Source organism: Streptomyces auratus, assembly GCF_050433025.1.
In the GTDB taxonomy this organism is placed as follows: domain Bacteria; phylum Actinomycetota; class Actinomycetes; order Streptomycetales; family Streptomycetaceae; genus Streptomyces; species Streptomyces sioyaensis.
Window position 1 is genome coordinate 3319962 of record NZ_JBNGCB010000003.1, and the last position, 19284, is coordinate 3339245.

10 protein-coding genes and 1 pseudogene are annotated in these 19284 nt (G+C 66.4%); 3 read left to right on the forward strand and 8 right to left on the reverse strand.

The annotated features are described in order from the left end of the window. Positions 1-330: 330 nt before the first annotated feature. Positions 331-1329, reverse strand: coding sequence for a ketol-acid reductoisomerase (ilvC, locus tag BKA18_RS34305; RefSeq protein WP_429638735.1), 999 nt, complete (start codon positions 1327-1329; stop codon positions 331-333). A 3077-nt stretch (positions 1330-4406) separates the two neighbouring features. Here ilvC and BKA18_RS34310 point away from each other — a divergent pair. Then, positions 4407-6446 carry an FG-GAP-like repeat-containing protein gene (locus tag BKA18_RS34310; RefSeq protein WP_366048628.1) on the forward strand — a complete coding sequence of 680 codons (2040 nt, stop codon included), beginning with the start codon at positions 4407-4409 and terminating at the stop codon, positions 6444-6446. Between the two features lie 644 nt (positions 6447-7090). Further along, positions 7091-9925: a SpoIIE family protein phosphatase gene (locus BKA18_RS34315; protein ID WP_366048627.1), complete on the forward strand. Its 2835-nt coding sequence runs from the start codon at positions 7091-7093 to the stop codon at positions 9923-9925. Between the two features lie 157 nt (positions 9926-10082). On the opposite strand, the gene BKA18_RS34320 is transcribed toward BKA18_RS34315, so the two are convergent. From BKA18_RS34320 to BKA18_RS34350, 7 genes and pseudogenes are all read right to left on the reverse strand, one after another. Further along, complete coding sequence (locus BKA18_RS34320) at positions 10083-10253, reverse strand: amidohydrolase family protein (RefSeq protein WP_429638736.1); 171 nt, start codon at positions 10251-10253, stop codon at positions 10083-10085. 193 nt (positions 10254-10446) lie between these two features. Next, positions 10447-10606, reverse strand: a pseudogene (locus BKA18_RS34325) (fumarylacetoacetate hydrolase family protein); the annotation flags it as partial. A 35-nt stretch (positions 10607-10641) separates the two neighbouring features. Then, complete coding sequence (locus BKA18_RS34330; protein WP_366048626.1) at positions 10642-12186, reverse strand: sugar ABC transporter ATP-binding protein; 1545 nt, start codon at positions 12184-12186, stop codon at positions 10642-10644. Then, entirely contained in the window at positions 12183-13259 is a 1077-nt protein-coding gene (locus BKA18_RS34335) for an ABC transporter permease (RefSeq protein WP_366048625.1), read from the reverse strand. The genes BKA18_RS34330 and BKA18_RS34335 overlap by 4 nt, the downstream gene beginning before the upstream one ends. Beyond that, a complete protein-coding gene (locus tag BKA18_RS34340) occupies positions 13256-14335 on the reverse strand; it encodes an ABC transporter permease (protein ID WP_366048624.1) in 1080 nt (359 codons plus the stop codon). The genes BKA18_RS34335 and BKA18_RS34340 overlap by 4 nt, the downstream gene beginning before the upstream one ends. Beyond that, positions 14332-15420 (reverse strand): mandelate racemase/muconate lactonizing enzyme family protein, encoded by a 1089-nt coding sequence (locus tag BKA18_RS34345; RefSeq protein ID WP_366048623.1) that lies wholly within the window; start codon positions 15418-15420, stop codon positions 14332-14334. The genes BKA18_RS34340 and BKA18_RS34345 overlap by 4 nt, the downstream gene beginning before the upstream one ends. 40 nt (positions 15421-15460) lie before the next feature. Next, complete coding sequence (locus BKA18_RS34350; RefSeq protein ID WP_366048630.1) at positions 15461-16552, reverse strand: sugar ABC transporter substrate-binding protein; 1092 nt, start codon at positions 16550-16552, stop codon at positions 15461-15463. Between the two features lie 1057 nt (positions 16553-17609). Here BKA18_RS34350 and BKA18_RS34355 point away from each other — a divergent pair. Then, positions 17610-18965 carry an alpha-L-fucosidase gene (locus BKA18_RS34355; RefSeq protein ID WP_366048622.1) on the forward strand — a complete coding sequence of 452 codons (1356 nt, stop codon included), beginning with the start codon at positions 17610-17612 and terminating at the stop codon, positions 18963-18965. The last annotated feature ends 319 nt before the right edge of the window (positions 18966-19284 follow it).

Consider the following 19284-nt stretch of genomic DNA (forward strand, 5'->3'; position numbering starts at 1 on the left):
GGAATAAGTGCGGGTGGCGATATCTGGGTGGGAGTGGCCGTCGGTGACGCGATGGGCGTCGGCCGGCCCCCGAGTGAGTGGGATGCCGTTGGTTAATCTTCCCGCTGTGATGACAGAGGCCCTAGACAAGCCTCATCATCCCAGCCCAGAACGCACTTTCGCTTTCCCGGTCAGGATCCGGACCCCGCCGAACCCGAAACGCGCAGGCTAGTAGCGGACGGCGAGCTGGTCGTGCTCAGTGGCCTGTCCCGGTGCCGTGTGAAGCGATTGATCCCGCACCCGACAGCGTGGCGCCTGAGCCTCCCCGGCTGTACCGGGGCACGCGAGAGATCAGGCACCTCCTTCGACCCAGGCCATGAGCTTGCGGAGCTTCTTGCCGGTGGTCTCCAGCAGGTGGTCCTCGTCGGCCTTCTTGTACTCGTTGTACTTCGCCAGACCTGAGTGGTATTCCCTCATCCAATTGAGGGCGAAGGTCCCATCCTGGATTTCCGTGAGGATCTTCTTCATCTCGGCCTTGGTCTGGTCGGTGATGATGCGGGGGCCGGTGACGTAGTCGCCCCACTCGGCGGTCTCGGAGACCGACCAGCGCATCTTCTCCAGGCCGCCCTCGTACATGAGGTCCACGATCAGCTTCAGCTCGTGGAGGCACTCGAAGTACGCGATCTCCGGCTGGTAGCCCGCCTCGACCAGGGTCTCGAAGCCGGCCTTGACCAGCGCCGAGGCGCCACCGGCGAGCACGGCCTGCTCACCGAACAGGTCGGTCTCGGTCTCCTCGGTGAAGGTGGTCTTGATGACGCCGGCGCGGGTGCCGCCGATGCCCTTGGCGTACGAGAGCGCCAGCGCGAAGGCCTTGCCGGACGCGTCCTGCTCGACGGCCGCGATGCACGGCACGCCGCGGCCCTCTTCGTACTGGCGGCGGACGAGGTGGCCCGGGCCCTTGGGGGCGACCATGCACACGTCGACGTTGGCCGGGGCCTTGATGAAGCCGAAGCGGACGTTGAAGCCGTGGGCGAAGAACAGCGCGTCGCCGTCCTTGAGGTGGTCCTTGATGGACTCCTCGTAGACCTTCGCCTGGATCGGGTCCGGCACCAGGATCATGATGACGTCGGCCTCGGCCGCCGCCTCGGCCGGCGTGACCACGCGCAGGCCCTGCTCCTCGGCCTTGGCCTTGGACTTGGAGCCCTCGTGCAGACCGACGCGCACATCGACGCCCGAGTCCCGCAGCGACAGCGCGTGGGCGTGGCCCTGGCTGCCGTAGCCGATGACCGCGACCTTGCGGTTCTGGATGATGGACAGATCGGTGTCGTCGTCGTAGAAGAGCTCGGCCACTTTGGGTTCTCCTTGAGGTCTGGCAGGCTGACAGTTTTCCGTGACAGCCCGCAGGTTTGTCGGGGCATCGTCGCCAATGGTGTGCCACTGCACGAGATCATGTGGTGTGGGGGCCGGTCGACCTGGCCCTCCTGCCCGATTGACGTCCCAGAAGTCGGCGCCGTATCGCTCGGCCTCGTTGAAAACGGTCTTCTACACGTCGTTCCTCGGGACGGAGCCTGGACGCAACCACTCAAGGTCGGGACTCACCTGGAGTCCGTCTCGGCTCCCTAATGCCTCCCATAATGCTGTCCAGCGCAACCTTCGCCATGCGACTGTCGTAACCAATGCTGCGGATCCTGTCGAAGGTCCCTGCAATCGGCCCTGAGCTGTCTCATGGCCTGCGCCTTCACGAGGCGTGAGCATGACTACGTATCGGCCTTCGAAGCTCAGGACTAATAACGGGTCATCGCAAGGGATGCATCGCTCCGAGGCGCTATGGGGTGCAAATCGGCCGACTCCACGTACGCGGCCGATGGTGACATTGTGCCCCGAATGCTGCAAACGGCAGCGCGAGGAGTGCGATTGCCGGATGGAGGCCATGCGCCCCGTTGGGGACAGCCGTGTACGCATTCTTCCGTTCTCCTCTGGTGATGAGGCGGGGAACGGGTGGGCCTTGTGTCGCGGCTGCGCCCCGAGCCCGTCGAGAAGAGAGACTTACCGAGGCGACTGCTCGTGACATGTGGCCCGTCCGCCATCCAGTTCCGTCCCTCTGGTTTACCGCAGGGACTTCTCTGACCCTAAGACGTCGTAGGGGGCACTACATCCGTCATCTTACGTAGAACTAGGACTGATGGGATTCAGCAGTGCAGCGGCACTGTGGCCAAGTCCTTGCTGTGGCCGGCCGCTTCCACCGGCCCACGGCAGAGGAGCTGGTGTGCTGGGAACTGCAACCGTGGTGGATCGACGGTTTCCCGGGGGAATCGCCGCCAAGCTGCTCTGGTCGTTCCGTGTCGGCGGTGGCGTTCCGTCCGATGAGGTCACGAGGCCTTCGTGGTGGCCGGGCCCGCAATGGTCGTGTGGTGCCTGCGAGACAGTCGCACGCCCGCCAGGCCGCTCGTGCGCATGACGCGGGCGGGGTGCACTTGTGGTTGATGTGCTCGCCGTTCTCGTGGAGTTCGATCGTGATCCTGGCAACGCTGTAAGTGCCGCCCGACTCTTGGCGGCTCTGGCGGCCGAAGCTGGAACGGGCAATACCCAGGAGGGTCACAGCCGTTTCATCTCCCCCTCCAGTGGCGTGTGTGGCACCCGCGCCGACTCGGCCTTCGCAGACCGGCGGCCCTCCTCGGCCGTCCCCAGCAGACCACCGCCGATCTCATCACGGTCCTGGACGCGGCCCTGGCCCGGATTCCGGCTTCCACGTCCACGGCTATCCCGCCCCTCATCCGCGCCGAAGTGGCAGTAGTGACCCGCATGGTCCACCCTGCCGACCGCCCGGACAGCACGCGGATCACCGTTCGGCGCGAGCGTCCCCCGGTCGGGTTTGCATACCGAGGTTCCGGACCGCTGCCGACCGCAGACCCCTCACACCCGGCAGCCGGAAATGCGCCACGGGCCAGATCAAACACGCGACAGCGTTCCTGAGCTGGCTCAGTGGTCACTACCTGACCTCACCACATGCCATCAGACCGACATTGACCGCTGGCACGTCGAACGCAAGGAGCGCAACCGGAACCCCGACTGGAGCTTCCTGCTGTGGTGCCAGACCACCAAACTCACCCGGCGCCTTCGGGCTGTCGCCCCCGCAGGCCCGCCGAGCAGCCCCGCTGTCCCAAAAGGAGCGCGAGCCTTCTCGGCCGGCTTCTCACCGACGACGGCCTGCCGCTGCGGAGCCGTTTGCCGCAGTCATCGTCCTGCTCTACGCGCAACCTTGCAGCCGAGTCGTCCACCTGACCATCGACGATGTTGTCCACGACAACGACCAGGTCCTGCTGCGTCTGGGCGAACCTGCCTCGCCCATGCCCGCGCCGTGCACCGCAATCGACAACGGCGACAACATGAACACCGCGACCCACCGAGACTCCCGCTGGCTCCTCCCCGGCCGACGCGCCGGCCGGCTCTTACCCCCAGGCGCATTCTCCGGCCAGCTCAACGGCCTCGGCATTCCCACGGCCGCCGCCCCGACCGAAGCGATCCGTCAGCAAGTCCTTGAGATGTCCGCCCCTGTTGCCGCAGATGCCCTGGCTACCACCACAACGCCACCACCCGACTCCTCGGCGAGACTGACGAGATCTGGAGCCGATACGCCCCCCGCGACCACACACGGTCACCAGGAGGGTGGACTCCGCAGAAAACTCACGGAAGTTGAACTACGCCTCGGAGTGACAAGCCAAGAGCACTCCCTGATCTGCCACTGCCTCAGGAAGTCGTCGGCGTCTGCGCGAGGCTGCCATAGGGGCGGTGAGAGGGCACGGATCTCCCCCGGGCCCTGCGCTGTATGGCCCTGCTGCAAGATGCCTGGGCTCGCCGAACCTGCCGCCGCCGTCGAATAGTTCGACTGCGCCGCCTGCGATGTGTCAGCCGGCATCGCCTGCCGCACCCGCAGCGGCAAAGGCGCCGTCCCACAGGCTGCAGGCGAGCAGCACCCGCTCAACCCAGCTCCGGCAGCCTATGCGCGCCACGCACCCCGTCCCGTTCGATGTCGGCGGCGCTCGCATCGAAAACGCCACACCCCCACGAAGTGGACGGCTGGCCACTACTCCTGACTGTCCAGACAGAACCAGTCGACGCGCCCTACAGGAAAACGCCGCGGCCCATCCAGGACCGCGAGACATGGACCGCGTGCAGTGGGTCGACCAGCTCCAGGAACCAGCCCTCCTGGCAGGCCCGTTGAGGTGCTCTGCACAGAGCACCTCTGAACGCCCTCTCTGCATACCAGACACAACGGCAGTCATCAGTCTGACTTAACCGCCTAATGCTTTTGGCAAGTTGTTTCAGCTATTACCGGGACTTTCACTTGGGCGTGGCGTCCGTTCAGGCTTGACTAAACCCCGGGGTATTTCTGCCTATTTCTGAGCGTCCATACCGAAGGGGTAGCCATGTCAAAAGCGCGTACCGCGCAAGCGCTCACCGCCCTGTTGCTGGGCGGAGCGCTGACCACCGCCGTCCTGACGGTCGAAACTCCCGCCCGGACCGACTTTCTGGCCCCGGCCGCTGACGCCGCACCCGTCACGGAGCTGACGAACGTTCCGATTACGGACACCAAGGAGACGCCCGAGCCGAACACCCAGCCTTCGAAGGCCAACCAGGAGATCACGCTGCGGAAGAATTCCACGGAGCCGTTCCGGGTGATCGCCCTCAGCTGGGAGAAGGGCACCCCTCTCGACCACGATGCGCGTGCCCTCGCCCGCTTCCACCGTGGCGGATCCTGGAGCCAGTGGCAGGAAATCCCGCTCGGCGGCGACCAGATGACGGACGACGAGGCCACGCGTGCCGGAAGCCCTGTCTTCTTCTCCGACACCGCCGACGGCGTACAGCTGCGGATGACCACTCCCAAGGGGGAGCTGCCGGCCGGTCTGCGGCTGTCACTCATCAATCCCGACAAGAAGGCCGAGGGCACCGCCCCGCAGCAGACGCGCATCAAGCCTGCGGCGTGGTCGGCGGGCGGTGCCGACCGCCTGCGGCCCGAGGTCCACTCCCGGGCCGACTGGGGCGCGGACGAGTCCCTGGCCGATTCCGGGTACAAGCGCATGGACACCGTGAAGGCGATGTTCATCCACCACACGGTGAACGGCAACCAGTACAGCCGCGACGACGTTCCCGGCGTGCTGCGCGCGATCTACACCAACGCCATCAGGAACCTGGGGTACGGCGACTTCCCGTACAACTTCGTCGTGGACCGCTTCGGCCGCGTCTGGGAGGGCCGCAAGGGAAGCACCGACGCGTCGCCCACCTCCGACCCGAAGGCGATCATGGCCGGGCACGCCCTGGGCTTCAACCGGGACACTCTGGGCGTCGCCACCCTCGGAAACTTCGAGTCGAACGTCGAAGGCAGCGGCCCCAATCCCCAGCCCAGCGAACCGATGATGGACGGTCTGGCCACGCTCCTGGCCTGGAAGGGTGCCCAGTACGGCCTGGACCCCAAAGGTAAGGCCACCTTGACGTCCGGTGGCGGCAACGGCAATCGCTATCCGAAGGGGAAAAAGGTATCCCTCGACGTCATCTCGGGCCACCGCGATGTCTTCAACACCGTCTGCCCCGGCGAGCACCTCTACGACAAGCTGCCCGATCTGCGCAAGCGAGTCGCTCAGCGCATGCACGCTCACAACCCCGGGCAGCCCGGACCCGATCCCCAGCCCAAGCCGCAACGCCCCGCCTTCGCGGGCATGACCGAGCGCATAGCCTCGACGGACTTCAACGGCGACGGCCGCACCGACGTCGTGACCATCGCCAAGGACGGCTCCCTGCACGTCTACTACAGCAAGACCGACGGAACCCTGGGGTACGGCCGCAAGCTCTGGCACGACAACAGCTGGGCCACCATGAAGCACATCGTGGCCGGTGACTTCAACGGCGACGGCCGCGGCGACATCGCAGCGATCTGGTACGACGGCTCCATCCACCTCTACACCAGCAACGACCGGGGCGCCCTGGGCCCGGGCCGGAAGATGTGGCACGACAACTCCTGGACCACCATGCGCAAGATCGTCCCGATGAAGATCGACGGGACCCAGCGCGACGGCCTGCTCACCATCTGGGGCAACGGCAGCATCCACTCCTACCCCACCCGCCCCGACGGCACCCTCAACGGCACCAGCCGCAGCCTCTGGCACGACAACAGCTGGGGCTCGATGAAGCACCTCGTCACCGGGGACTTCAACAACGACGGCCGTACCGACGTCGCCGCTGTGTGGGAGGACGGCAGCTTCCGCCGCTACCTCGGCAGCGGCTCCGGCCCGCTGGGCAAGTCCGTCAAGCTGTGGAACGACCCGTCCTGGGACGCCATGAAGACCGTCCTGCGCGGCGACTTCAACGGCGACGGCAAGGCCGACCTGCTCGGCCGCTGGTACAACAACCTCCCCTACCTCTACACCGGCGACGGAAAGGGCAACCTCGCCACCGGCAAGCGCATGATCTGACGACCGCGGACGCAATCCGTCCTTACGGGAACAAGGCGGCAGCACCGATCCACTCGGTGGTGCCGCCTTGTGCGGCCTCGCGGTATTCGTGCGAGGCCGACCGCATCCACATCGCCGACCGCAGAAGCCTGCCGAGCCCTCCCGGCTCACCAGGCTCAGAACCGCCGGAGGTTTCGGAACCGCCGCCCCCGGTCGGTCGCCCGCACAAACACAGCAAGGAGTTTCGCTTTGCCCGGCCGGAGATCTGGGGGCGAGCCCGACGCAGCCACCACGCAGATTGCCGAGCCCCAGGGGCGGGGTGCGGTTTTACGCAACGTAACGTAACGGCTCCCGCTGGGCGCCATGATGCAGCAGGCTCTTCCTGAGGGCCTTCGTGCTGGTCAGGCTGCTCTTTGGTCGGAGCGCAGAATCAAACGAAGGTCGGTTTGACGTCCCCGGAATGCCCTTGTGGGCGATCACGTTCGGTAAATCGTTTGAGTTCAGACCTATGCGAACAAGCTAAACTGAGAGCCGTGGATCCATATGGTCAGCGTGATACTCGCCGCGACCAGCCCCTACACGCGAATAGAGTTATAGGATTCGCCCAACCGGCGCCGCCGGTGAGGGGCAGCGGTGTGCTGACCGTGACAGGCTCGGTGAATTAAATGTTCTGGTCGGAGACACACGGGGCGAATTTCAGCATCAGGCGCGCTCGTGAGCATTTCCTGCAGGGAGACCAGGTCGAAGAGGGTGTGAGAAGTCCCATCCTGACGTCATGGGAGCGCTGTCGGCTGATGGGGCTCTCACCAGACCGATCGGATCCTCCTTACTGGCAGGGACTCGAGGTGGACAGCCGCCTCGTTCGCGCAGCCGAGCCCGTGCTCGATCGACTACAATCTGCACTCTCGGGTAGCAGCGCACGAGTGGGCCTTACCGATGAACGCGGTGCGGTGCTTCTACGCCGCTTCGGCGAAGCGGCGATGGCCCGAGAACTTCCTCCGATCCACAGCACGCCAGGCTTCGTGTTTGCCGAGCGGTTCGCTGGAACCAACGCCATCAGTCTCGCGCTCGAGGAAAGGCGCCTCTGCCACGTCTATGGTGCTGAGCACTTCGCCGAGTGCTATCAGTCGAGTGTCTGCGCGGGCATACCTATTCGCAACCCCCTCAGTGGCCATATTGAGGGTGTCCTCGCCGGCTGCTTTTCGCGGACCGCCACGCACATGCCGATCGGGGCCCTGATTCGCAAGGCAGCCGAAGCCGTCGAGCGTCGGCTGCTGGAGCAGAGCGCGGCGCGCGAGCGCGCCCTGCTACAGGCGTACCTCGAGGCCAGGGCGCGCGCGCAGACCGGCGAGGTGGTCGTCGGAGGCCACCTGATCGGGATGGAGGATCTGGGCCATTACGGAGTGGACCGGAGTGATCACGTGATCCTCGTGGAGAAGGCCGCCGATCTTATCTCCTTGGGTCAGAAGGCTGCCGTCGAGGTGCCTGTGTCTGGTGGACGGCGGCTCACCCTCTTGAGCCGTTCGGTGACGAGCCCATCCAAGGTGGAGGGCGTCGTCATCGAGGTGCTTCTTCCCTACGACTGGTCCCAGCAGGGCCTCGCCGTCCCGTACCTCGCCGACGAGCCACGCAAGCTCCTGGCACCTCCCGCCCCGCCGCGTGGTCCCCTGCCTGGCGTAGCACCCAGCCGAGGCGACGCAATGTCCGGTAACCCTGGTGCGCGGGGCAACGGTGACTCGGCCAACGGCATGGTCAGCAGGCTGGTGCTGGTGGGCGAGCCGGAGGTGGGGAAGTACGCCGTCGCGGCACGACGCCGCCTGGAGCTGCTGGCCGAGGCCAGCACCCGTATCGGCACGACTCTGGACGTGAGCCGCACCGCCTGGGAGCTGGCCGAGACAGCGGTCCCGCGGCTGGCCGACTTCGTCACCATCGATCTGCCCGAGGCCGTGCTGCGTGGCGAGGAGTCCATCGCCCCCGGCAGCGATCTCCACCGTACGGTGGTGCACGGAATCCGCGAGAACTACCCCTTCTACCCGGTCGGCGAGCAGCTGGACCTGCGCCCGACCACGCCACACATGCGGTGCCTGGCCAGCGGGCAGGCAGTGCTGGAACCGGATCTGAGGTCTGCCGCCGGCTGGATCGCGCAAGACCCCGAGCACGCGGAGCGACTCCTCGCCTGCAACCTCCACTCCCTCATCGCGGTCCCTCTGCTGGCCCGTGAAGTCGTCCTGGGTATCGTCAGCTTCTACCGTTCGCAGGACCCTGCGCCGTTCGGGGACGACGACCGCTCGCTGGCCCAGGAACTCGCCGCCCGCGCCGCCCTGTGCATCGACAACGCCCGCCGCTACACCCGCGAGCACACCCTGGCCCTGTCCCTGCAGCGCAGCCTGCTCCCGCGCGGCATCCCCGAGCAGGGCGCCGTCGAGGTCGCCCATCGCTATCTGCCCGCCGAATCCGGAGTAGGCGGTGACTGGTTCGACGTCATCCCGCTCTCCGGCACCCGCGTCGCCCTCCTCGTCGGCGACGTCGTCGGTCATGGACTGCACGCCGCGGCCACCATGGGCCGGCTGCGTACCGCCGCACGAAACTTCGCCGAACTGGAGCTCGCCCCTGACGAGCTCCTCACCCACCTGGACAATCTCCTGGTGCGCCTGGACCGGGAGGAGGGTGGCGACAACGTCGGCGTCGGTAGTGCCAGTATGGTCGGCGCCACCTGCCTGTACGCCATCTATGACCCGACCTCGCGACAATGCACGATGGCTCGCGCAGGCCACCCTCCGCCCGCGCTGGTCTTCCCCGACGGCACCGTGACATTCCCCGAGCTGCCCGCCGGCCCCCCTCTGGGCCTGGGCGGCTTGCCCTTCGAAACGGCCGAGGTCCAACTCCCCGAACACAGCCAGCTGATCCTCTACACCGACGGTCTCATCGAGGACCGCGACCGCGACGTCGACGAGGCCCTCGACCGTCTGCGCGACGCGCTGGCACACCCCGGCGCCACACCCGAGGACACTTGCGACGCGGTCATGCACGCGGTCGCGCCCGAGCACCCCGGCGACGACATCGCCCTCCTCGTCGCCCGCACCCATGCCCTGCCGCCCGACCGGATCGCCTCCTGGGAGCTGTCCGCCGACCCGGCCCGCGTCTCCGACGTCCGCGCCGCCGCCATGCGGCGCTTGAGCCAGTGGGGGCTGGACGGGGTCGCGTTCGCCGTGGAACTCTTGCTCAGCGAATTGGTCACCAACGCGATCCGCTACGGTGCGGAACCCATCCGGGTACGGCTGATCCACGATCGCACCCTGATCTGCGAGGTCTCCGACACCAGCAGTACCGCGCCACGCATGCGGCAGGCGGCTTCCACCGACGAGGGCGGCCGCGGCCTGTTCCTCGTCGCACAGCTCGCGCAGTCCTGGGGCACCCGCTACACCACCGACGGCAAGGTCATCTGGGCCGAGTGCGCACAGGACGTACCCGAAGGCCACCCTGGAACAACGAGGCTGTAATTCGTTCGGCTCTGTCGCACTTCCGGTGGTGCCGTGCGAGAGGCAGGGTGTGCGGTGGCGGAGGAGCGGGAGGTTTGCGCTGCCGTACATCTGCCGCCCCGTGCGGTTTCCCATGTCGGTTCGGCTGGGGGTGTGCTGGTGTGTGGTGGGTGAGTGGTCACGGTGTGGGTTGGTCTGTTGGCATTCGGTAGATGCGGGCGGCGGCGGTGGACCACAGTGCGGACTGTTCGGTCTTGCTGAGTGTGGTGGTGAGGGCTTGGGTGTATGTGACGACGTCGGTGCAGCTCGCGGCCAGGGTGCATACAGGCCAGTCGGAGCCGAACATCATCTGCCGGTCTGTGGGTACAGTGTGTCGGCCAAGCAGGTGATGAACAGTGCGATGCGCATGACTACCTCCCTTTCGGTACGGGCACGTGCCGCGGCAGCAGGCCCTCCCACCGCAGCGCCTCCCACATCACGTCGGGGATCGCACGATCCATCTGTGCACCAGCGTCGCGGACTTGAGCCGCCGAGCGCGCGCCGGTCAACCTCCCAGTCGGTCTTGGCCGAGCCCCGCGGAATCAAAACAGTGTCGTACGGACCAACCACAGTGGACGGGTCCTTCATGAACACCACCGGCCGCGGCGGCACCTCAACCCCGGTTTCCGCCGCGTGATCCCGATAGTTGAGGCCCACACACATCTCCGGACGAACCCCGATGACCTGCGCCACCCGCGTCACGCCTCCACCACCTCCGCCCCCACCACCGACACCGCCCGATCATGAATAATCCGAATGACCCTCCCACTCATCCTCACGTAGTCACGATCGTTGACGACCTCACCACGGATCCGGTGGTCCGCCATCACGATCACCCGGTCCGCGAGCGTGATCATTTCCGGGAGGTCGCTGCTGATCAGCAGAATGGGCAGGCCGTCGCGGGCCAGCTCCCAGATGAGTTCGTGGAAGGCGTGCTTGGTGCGCACATCGACACCGACCGTCGGCTCATCGACGATGAGCAGCCGTGTGTCGGCCGCCAGCCACTTCGCCAGGCTCACCTTTTGCTGGTTGCCGCCGGACAGCTCACCGGCGTTCTGTCCGAGCCCGGAAATGCGGATGCCGAGACGTTCGACGAGGTCGTGCGACACGTCCCGCTCCTCGCGCGAGGAGACAAAGCCGAGCGCCTTCGCCAGCGTCTTCCACACCGTCACCGTGATGTTCCGGACGATGGGCTGCTCCAGGAAGACACCTTCCTCCTTACGGTTCTCGGTCAGATAACCGATGCCGAAGCCGTGCAATGCCTGCCGGGGAGAGGTGATACGCGCCGGCTTGCCGTGCACACGGATCTCGCCGCCGGTGACGCGGTCGAGGCCGAGCATGGCTTTAACCAGTTCGCTGCGCCCTGCGCCGACCAGCCCGTACAGACCAACGATCTCGCCGGGCCGTACGTCCAGGCTGATGTCCCGGTGCCCAGCGGCGGTGGAGATTCCGTCCAACGAGAGCACCGGCGCCGCGGATGTGTCCACCTCCCGCGGACGCATCTCGGTCGCCGAGTGAGCGCGGCCCACCATGAGGCTGACCACGTCATCCTGGGTGTATTCGGCGAGCGGCGAGGACTCGAGCACGGACTTGCCGTCGCGCAGCACGGTGACGGTGTCGCAGATGGCGAACACCTCCTCCAGCTTGTGACTGACGAAGACGACGCACGTTCCTCGGGCCTTCAGCCGCCGGACCACCTCGAACAGGCGCTCCGCCTCCTGCGGGGAGAGGGAGGCGGTCGGCTCGTCGAGAAGCAGAACTCGGCTATCGGTGTACAGGGCCTTCGCGATCTCCACCAACTGCTGTTGCGCCACGGATAGTTCACAAACCGGCTGGTCCGGGTTGATGTCCAGGCCCAGCTCACCGAGGCACGTCAGAGTGGGGGCGGTCATCGCCGAGCGGTTGATGAGACCGCGGTGCGAGGGAGGGCTCTGCAACGTGATGTTCTCGGCCACAGAGAAGCCCGGAACCAGGTTGCGCTCTTGGTGGACGACACCGATGCCGGTGCGGGTGGCTTCCAGCGGCGAGCGCAGGTGCACCTCGTCGCCGCACCAGGTGAGACGGCCACTGTTGGGGGTGTGCACCCCGGTCAGGACCTTGATGAGGGTGGACTTTCCTGCGCCGTTCTCGCCGAGCAGCGCATGGACGGACCCAGCGGTGAGGTGCAGTCCGACGCCGTCCAGGGCCCGTACTCCGGGAAAGACCTTGACGATGTCCTGGCAGTCGAGAAGGACGTTGTTCATCGGGAACCTCCCATGTGCGGCAGGACGGCAGCCGCCTGCGCGTCACTCTCCGGTGGAGCGGGCGGTGTGCAGCCGGGCGAACTGCCCTTCTTCTCCAGGTGGGTCCGGTGGATCCGGCTGCCGACCACCGTGCCGAGCACGACCAGGCCGATGAGGAAGTTCACCCAGCTCGGGTCGAGCGAGAACTGCGCGCGTGCGGCGTCGATGAGCCGCATCACGAAGGCTGCCAGCACCGTGCCGAGCACAGCGACCGAACCCCCGGTGAGCGCGACGCCGCCGATGATGGGAGCCGCAAAGCTGGGCAGCAGCCAGTCGCCGCCGACACTGCGGTTGACTCCGGGCAGTGACGCCGTTGCGGTCAGGGCGGCCACACCGATCAAGAGCCCCGACAGGGTGTGGGCGAGCACGATCTGCCGGTCGGTGGAGATGCCCGACAGCCTGGCCGCCAGCGGGTTGCCGCCTGCCGCCAGGAGCCGCCGGCCGGCGGTGCTGCGGTACAGGAAAGCGGCAAGCAGGGCCGCAGCGGCCAGGGCCGTGACGAACACCAGTGGGACGTTCAGCGGGGCCGCCCTGCCGAGGTCCCTCAGGCCGGGGGAGTAGCCGTCGACGGTGCGCGTGCCGGCCAGCCGGTACTGCGCTCCCAGGAGGATCGTCATCGTCCCGAGTGTGACGATGAAGCCGTTCATCTTCGTCGCCACGATGAACAGGCCCGTCACCAGGCCGACAGCTGTCGCCGTCAGCACACCGGCTGCCACCGCGACCCCGGCGGGCACGCCATGGTCTGCCATGAGGACGCCCATCAGGCACGCGATGAAGCCGCCGAGCGCGCCGACCGCGAGGTTGAGCTGTCCGACGCACAGCGCGACCATCTGCGCCAGCCCGATGAGAACGGGGGTGGCCAGGTACTGCAGGAAGATACGCACCGATGAGCCCTCGAAGAACGAGCCAGAGGAGGCCACACCCAGGGCGACGTAACCGGCGAGCACCACGCACAGCAGCGTCATCGTCGTGGAGCGGGAGAAGCGGCGCAGGACCGCGATGCCCCGGGCTCCCCGATCCCGGACTGTGATCATATGGAGCGCACCACCTTGCGATAGGACAGGAGGGTGCGCACGCGGTCGGCCGAGAGGGCCAGCAGGAGTACGCATCCGAGGTAGATGTTCAGGCTTTCGAGACCGACATCGAGCAGATCGAGCCCCTTGCGGATGACGCCGACCAGGGACGTGCCCAGCAGAGCTCCCAGTACGGACACGACGCCGCCGGTGAGCAGGGTGCCGCCGAGCACTGAGCCGAGGAACGAGGGCAGCATGAAGTCGTCCCCGATGGAGGCACGGAACGTGCCGGTGCTGACGGCGGCCATGAATCCGGCGAGCGCGGCGAGCAGCCCCGAGAGCGTGTGCGCCAGGATGGTGCGGCGGCCGGTGGGAATGCCGGACAGCTCCGCTGCCGCGGGGTTCGCCCCGGTGAGCAGCAGTTCCCGGCCGACGCGGGTGCAGGCGTACAGGAAACCCAGGCCGAGCAGTGCCAGGACAGTGAACTGTGCCAGCTGCGGTACGACCGGGGATCCGCACACGGGGCCGACGCAGAAGTCGGCCAGCGAGTACGAGCGCAGTTCCGCGAGCCCTGACGGCTTGGCGGTGAAGGCAGCGTTCTCGGTCAGGGCCGAGTAGAGCAGCGAGACGAGTCCCAGCAGCGCGAAGTCCATCGCCAGGGTCACGACGAAGGAACTCACCCCTGTGCGGGTGATGATCCAGCCGGTCAGCGCGCCGATGGCGGCTCCGGCGACCAGACACAGCAGCAGGCCCAGTGGCAGAGGCAGGCTCAGCCGGTCGTATCCGAATCCCGCGAACAGAGCACCGAAGGCGGCCATCCGTCCGACGGCCAGGTTCATGTGCCCCACGGAGAGGACGACCATCTGGGCGAGCGCCACCACCGTCAGCGTCGAGATGTCCCGCAGCAGCGGGAACAGCACGAGCCGCTCGTTGAGGAACGACGGCTGCAGCACGCCGAACAGGGCACCGAGGCCGACGACGAGCACGAGCAGGCCAAGCCGCTGATTGACCCAGAACGGCAGCCGGTGCACGGGACGCGACGAGGTGGCCCCGGCAGTGCCGATGTCACTGTCCGGCGCGTTGACGGGTGCTTTCATGACACCCTCCGGTTGTCGATGGCGTCCACGTCCCAGTCGATGCCGATCCCCGGAGCGTCAGGCGCCACGGCCAGCCCCTCGCGGACGATCAACTGACTGCGGGTGACGGCGCGCAGCTGTGGGATGTGCTCGACGTACCTGCCGTTGGGCACCGCGGCGGCGAGGCTGACATGCAGTTCCATCAGGAAGTGCGGGCACACCATCACGTTGTGGCTCTCCGCCGTGTGCGCGACCTTGAGCCAGGGCGTGATCCCGCCGACGCGGGCGACGTCGACCTGCACGATGGAAGCGGCGCCCGCTTCGAGGTAGTTGCGAAATTGTATGAGGGAGTACATGGACTCGCCGACAGCGACGGGAATCCGAGTCGCATTCGCCAGCCGGGCATGGCCGCTGATGTCGTCCGCCGGCAGGGGCTCCTCGATCCAGTAAGGATCGTAGGGCTCCAGCGCGGCTGCCAGCTGGAGAGCCGACGACATCGTCTGCGACTGGTTGGCGTCCGTCATGATGTGCAGCGAGGGGCCGACAGCCTCTCGTACGGCCCGTAGGCGCTCCGCGTCCTCGGCGGCATGCGGCTTGCCCACCTTGATCTTGACACCGGCCCATCCGGCCTCCTGGGCCTGGAGCGCGCCCTTCACCAGTTCGTCGGTGGTCAGGTGGAGCCAGCCGCCCTCGGTGTCGTAGACCGGAACTTCCTGGCGGTGGCCGCCGGCCAGCCGCCACAGCGGCTCGCCCGCGCGCTTGCAGCGCATGTCCCACAGTGCGGTGTCGACGGCGGCGAGCGCGAGCGAAGTGATGGCTCCAGTAGTGGTCGCACGGGTCAGGGCAAACAGCCGCTGCCACAGCGCTTCGACATTGCGCGCGTCCTGCCCGATGAGGAGGGGCAGCAGGTGGTCCCGCAACAGGGCCAGTACGGAGGTTCCGCCGGTGCCGATGGTGTAGGCGTAGCCGGTCCCCGCGCTGCCGTCCGCCGTCGTGATGTCGACGAGTACCGTCTCCTGCTTGACGAAGGACTGCACCGCGTCGGTGCGGTCCGTCTCCACGGCTATGTCGGCCAGCTTGGCCGTGGCGGTCGTGATGATGCTCATCTCGTGATGTCCGTTTTCTATGGTGCGGGGACGGCAGGGGTCAGCGGCACGTCAGGACTTTCTCAGCGAACTGCTCCTTCAGCCGATCGGTCTTCCGCTGCCTCGCGCTGTCGTAGCTCGCGATGTTCTCCTTGGTGACGACGAACGAGCCGGAGTCGATGGACTGCCCGGGCGTGTGCATGGTGCACTGCTTTGTCTGCAGCAGCGCGAGTGCCCACGCTCCGACCTCGGCCTGCCCCACCGGGTTCTGCACGACGGTGGCAGTGACCGTGCCCTGCTTGATCGAGCTGAGGATCTTGGCGTCGTCGTCGATGGCGACGACCTTCGCCCGCGAACCGGAGCTTCTGACCGCGTCGGCGGCGGCGACGGCCGGGTTGTAGGCGGTGGTAACAATGCCCTGGATCTGATTGCCCTTGGCCGCCAGCAGGTCGGACACCGCCCGCTGCGCGGTCTGCAGGTCCTTGTCGATGTCGGTGACGGTCTGCAGCAGCTGCACCTTGCCGCCCGACTCCTTCACGGCTCTGGCGACGCCCTTGATCCGCAGCTGGGTGTTGGCGTCCACATTGTTGCCCGTCAAGTGGACGATCTTGCCTTTGCCGCCCATCGCGTCGATGGCGGCTTTGGCCGCCTTGTACGCGGCGAGTTCGACGTCCGTGGAGAGGCAGAAGTCGGCCGCATTCTTCTTGCCCGCCGGGCAGGAGCCGAGTGAGGCCACGGCGAAGCCCTGCGACTTCAGGTCCGCGAACGTGGTGTTGATGTCAGTCGGCGAGACGCCGAAGACGCCGAACGCGTTGTAGCCGCGCGCGGCGAGCGTGGACAGCAGGTTGTTCTGCTTCTGCTGGTCCCACTCCGCCGTCTCGTCGAACGTCACGTCCCCGAGCCGGTACGTCTTCTTTGCCTTGGCGCCCGCGGTCTTCCAAGGCTGGAAGTAAGGGTGCGCGCCGCCCGGCACGAGCGCGACCTTGGTGGCCGACCCGTCCTTGAGCACAGCCGTGCCGCTGCCCGGCCGCGCGGCCGCGCGGGTATTCCCGCCTGACTCATCCGAGTTCTTGGTCGTGCAAGCTGCCGAACCCGCGGCCAGCACCGCGACGGCGACGACGCCCGGCAGGAGAGATCTGGTCCGGAGACGCAACCCCCTCACCTCCAAATCAAATAGGAAATGGTTGCCGCGATAGTGTGCTACTCGAGCCGTCCCGTCAATACTCTTGGCTGACACGAAGTCCGCCGGTTTCCGCTGCAACCATGAACGGACCTCGCGTTCAAGGCCTTTGGCCGGGCAAAGTGCCGAGCTAGTTCCCCTCCCTGTGGCCCGCTGGCGCCCTGTAGGGCAGGCTTCCAGTCGCGCCGCGTACGCTCACTGCTCCGGAGGGTAATGGTTCGACCGGTCATGGCCTGCCTGGTTGAGCGCCCTCGATCCCGCATGCATATAGGAAACTGTGGCAGGCGCACCCGTCGCCAGGTCAGCTCGCTCTTCGCCCCTTCGGCACCGCCTTCTTGCCGGGGCCATGGGCGCCGTGGGTGTCTGCCGCACGGCGGGCCGGTCATGTCATTAGCCGCAAGCGAGTGGAGCGGGTCATGCGCGAGAGCGGGATTACCCGCTGCAGGCGCCGTTCGCCGACGAAAGTGCAGAGCCTTGCGTCCGGGGAGCGAATGGGTCGCTACCGCCGGATCGAGGAACGGATGGCCGTGGCGGCCGGCTGCCGATGCCTGCATCGCCGTTACGAATGCAAGGCCGAGTACTTCCCGCATGCGCCGCCATCACCCCCCCCACGGCCCTCATCTGTTATCGCAGCCAGACCGTGACGCCCTAAACGCCCCTCATCGATGACAGTCGCGTAGTCGCCCATGCCTCCCGCTACTGGGGAGCTGGGCACCGCAGTGACGCCGCCGCAGCCCGTAGATCACATATGATCTGCAGGAGGGGCCAGTTAAGCCCGCGCCGACATCTCCGGCTTGCGGGCGGGTGCGGGCGGTTCGATGCACCCGCGTGCGCTCGGCGGGCAAGAGCCTGCATGTAGGAGATATCGTCTGTTTTCACGGTGGCGACGGGTTCGGCGTGCCGCATGATCGGCGGCATCAACTCCCGCAGTCGACTGCGAGAGCGGTTTGATTTGGACGTGTCATCCTTCTTGACTCTCCCGCAGGGTTCTGAATCATATAGGAAACACCTTCATGCGAGGAGGTTTGAAGTGATCCGATTGTTGAGAACCTACGCGGTCGCCTGCCTGACACTGTGTCTGACTTTGGCCGGCATCTCAGGCGGCGCCACGGTGCAAGCCGCTGACCCGTCGCCTGCGCAGAAGTGGGTGACGGATAACCCGTTCGGGGCGTTCATTCACTACAACATGTCTACCTACCAGAACGTGCAGGTGGCCAGTCCCAACGCCTCGCCCAGCGATTTCAACCCGACCAACCTGAACGTCGACCAGTGGGCCAAAGCCATCAAGTCCGCCGGGATGACGTACGGGACTCTCACCGTCAAGCATCACGATGGGTTCGCGCTGTGGCCCACGGCCTACTCCACCCACGACATTGCCGCCAGCCCGTACAAGGGCGGCAATGGTGACATCGTCCGTGAGTACGTCGATGCGATGCGCGCCAACGGTCTCAAGGTGGGTCTGTACTTCTCCATCTGGGACCAGAAGAACGGCAACGACGAGCAATTGGTCAAGAACCAGCTGAAGGAACTGCTTACGAACTACGGGCAGATCGACTACCTGTGGTTCGACGGCTGGGGCTGGAAAGTGCCCTACTCCACGATCCCCTACCAGCCCGTCCGGGACTATATCCGCGAGCTCTCGCCCAACACCGTTGTAGCCAACAACGACCACCAGAAATCACTCACGACGTCGGACGTCGTCGTCTATGAAGTCGCCAACAACATAGATGGTTTGCCACCGGCGACCAACACCAACCCCACCGACGGCAGTGACACCCTCGACTCGAAGAGCACCTGGTTCCACACCACCGCAACCGGCGATCCCCGCAGCGCCGGAGACATCCTTACCAAGCTCAAAAGGCTCAAGGACGGTAACTCCCTGTACCAGCTGAACGTCGGCCCGGACAAGACGGGCGCCATCCCGCAGAACTATGTGGACCGGCTCAAGGAGATCGGGAGCCTGCAAGGGAATTGGAACGTCGCCTACGGCCAGACTGCGGAGGCCAAATCGGAGTGGTCAAGCGCCTTCCCGGCGTCCAAGGCTGTCGACGACAACCCCAGTACCAGTTTCGCCAGTACTACCGGCGGCACTCAGTGGTGGGAGACTTCCCTTCCGAAGCAGTACACCCTGTCGCGGGCAGAGATCGTCTTCCGGAACGACGGCTATGACTACACGACCGAGCGGAAGAACTTCCAGGTCTGGGTGTCGAACACCCACGACATGTCCCAAGGGCACACCGTTGCATGCACCGTCGGTGCGACACCACTGCCCTACGCGAGCACGTACAGCTGTCAGCTGCCAGCTGGGCCTTGGCAGTACGTCGCGGTGGTCAAGACCGACGCCGACACACTTACCCTCGCGGAAGTACGGGTGCTGGGGCGTTGAACCGTCGCAGCGGCTGACCAACCCAGGATGCCTCGCCGTCGCCGGCGAGGCATCCTGCATCGACGACCGGGCCATGTGCCGCCGGGCCGTGAAGAACCAACCGGCAGTTGAGATAAGCAACCTGACGGCCTGCATCCCCTAGCAGACCGAGGCCGTGGCACCCGCGCTGCCCGACTGATACGGCGATGCACGGGACAGCACGGCCAGCCCGCTCATCGCAGCCGGCAACAGCACTGCCCAGCTGACCTTCGAAGCAGCGCCCGCCCGACCCGTGCCGTCACGGCCGGGTTGGCGGCCCCGTGGGGCCAGCCCTCCCCTC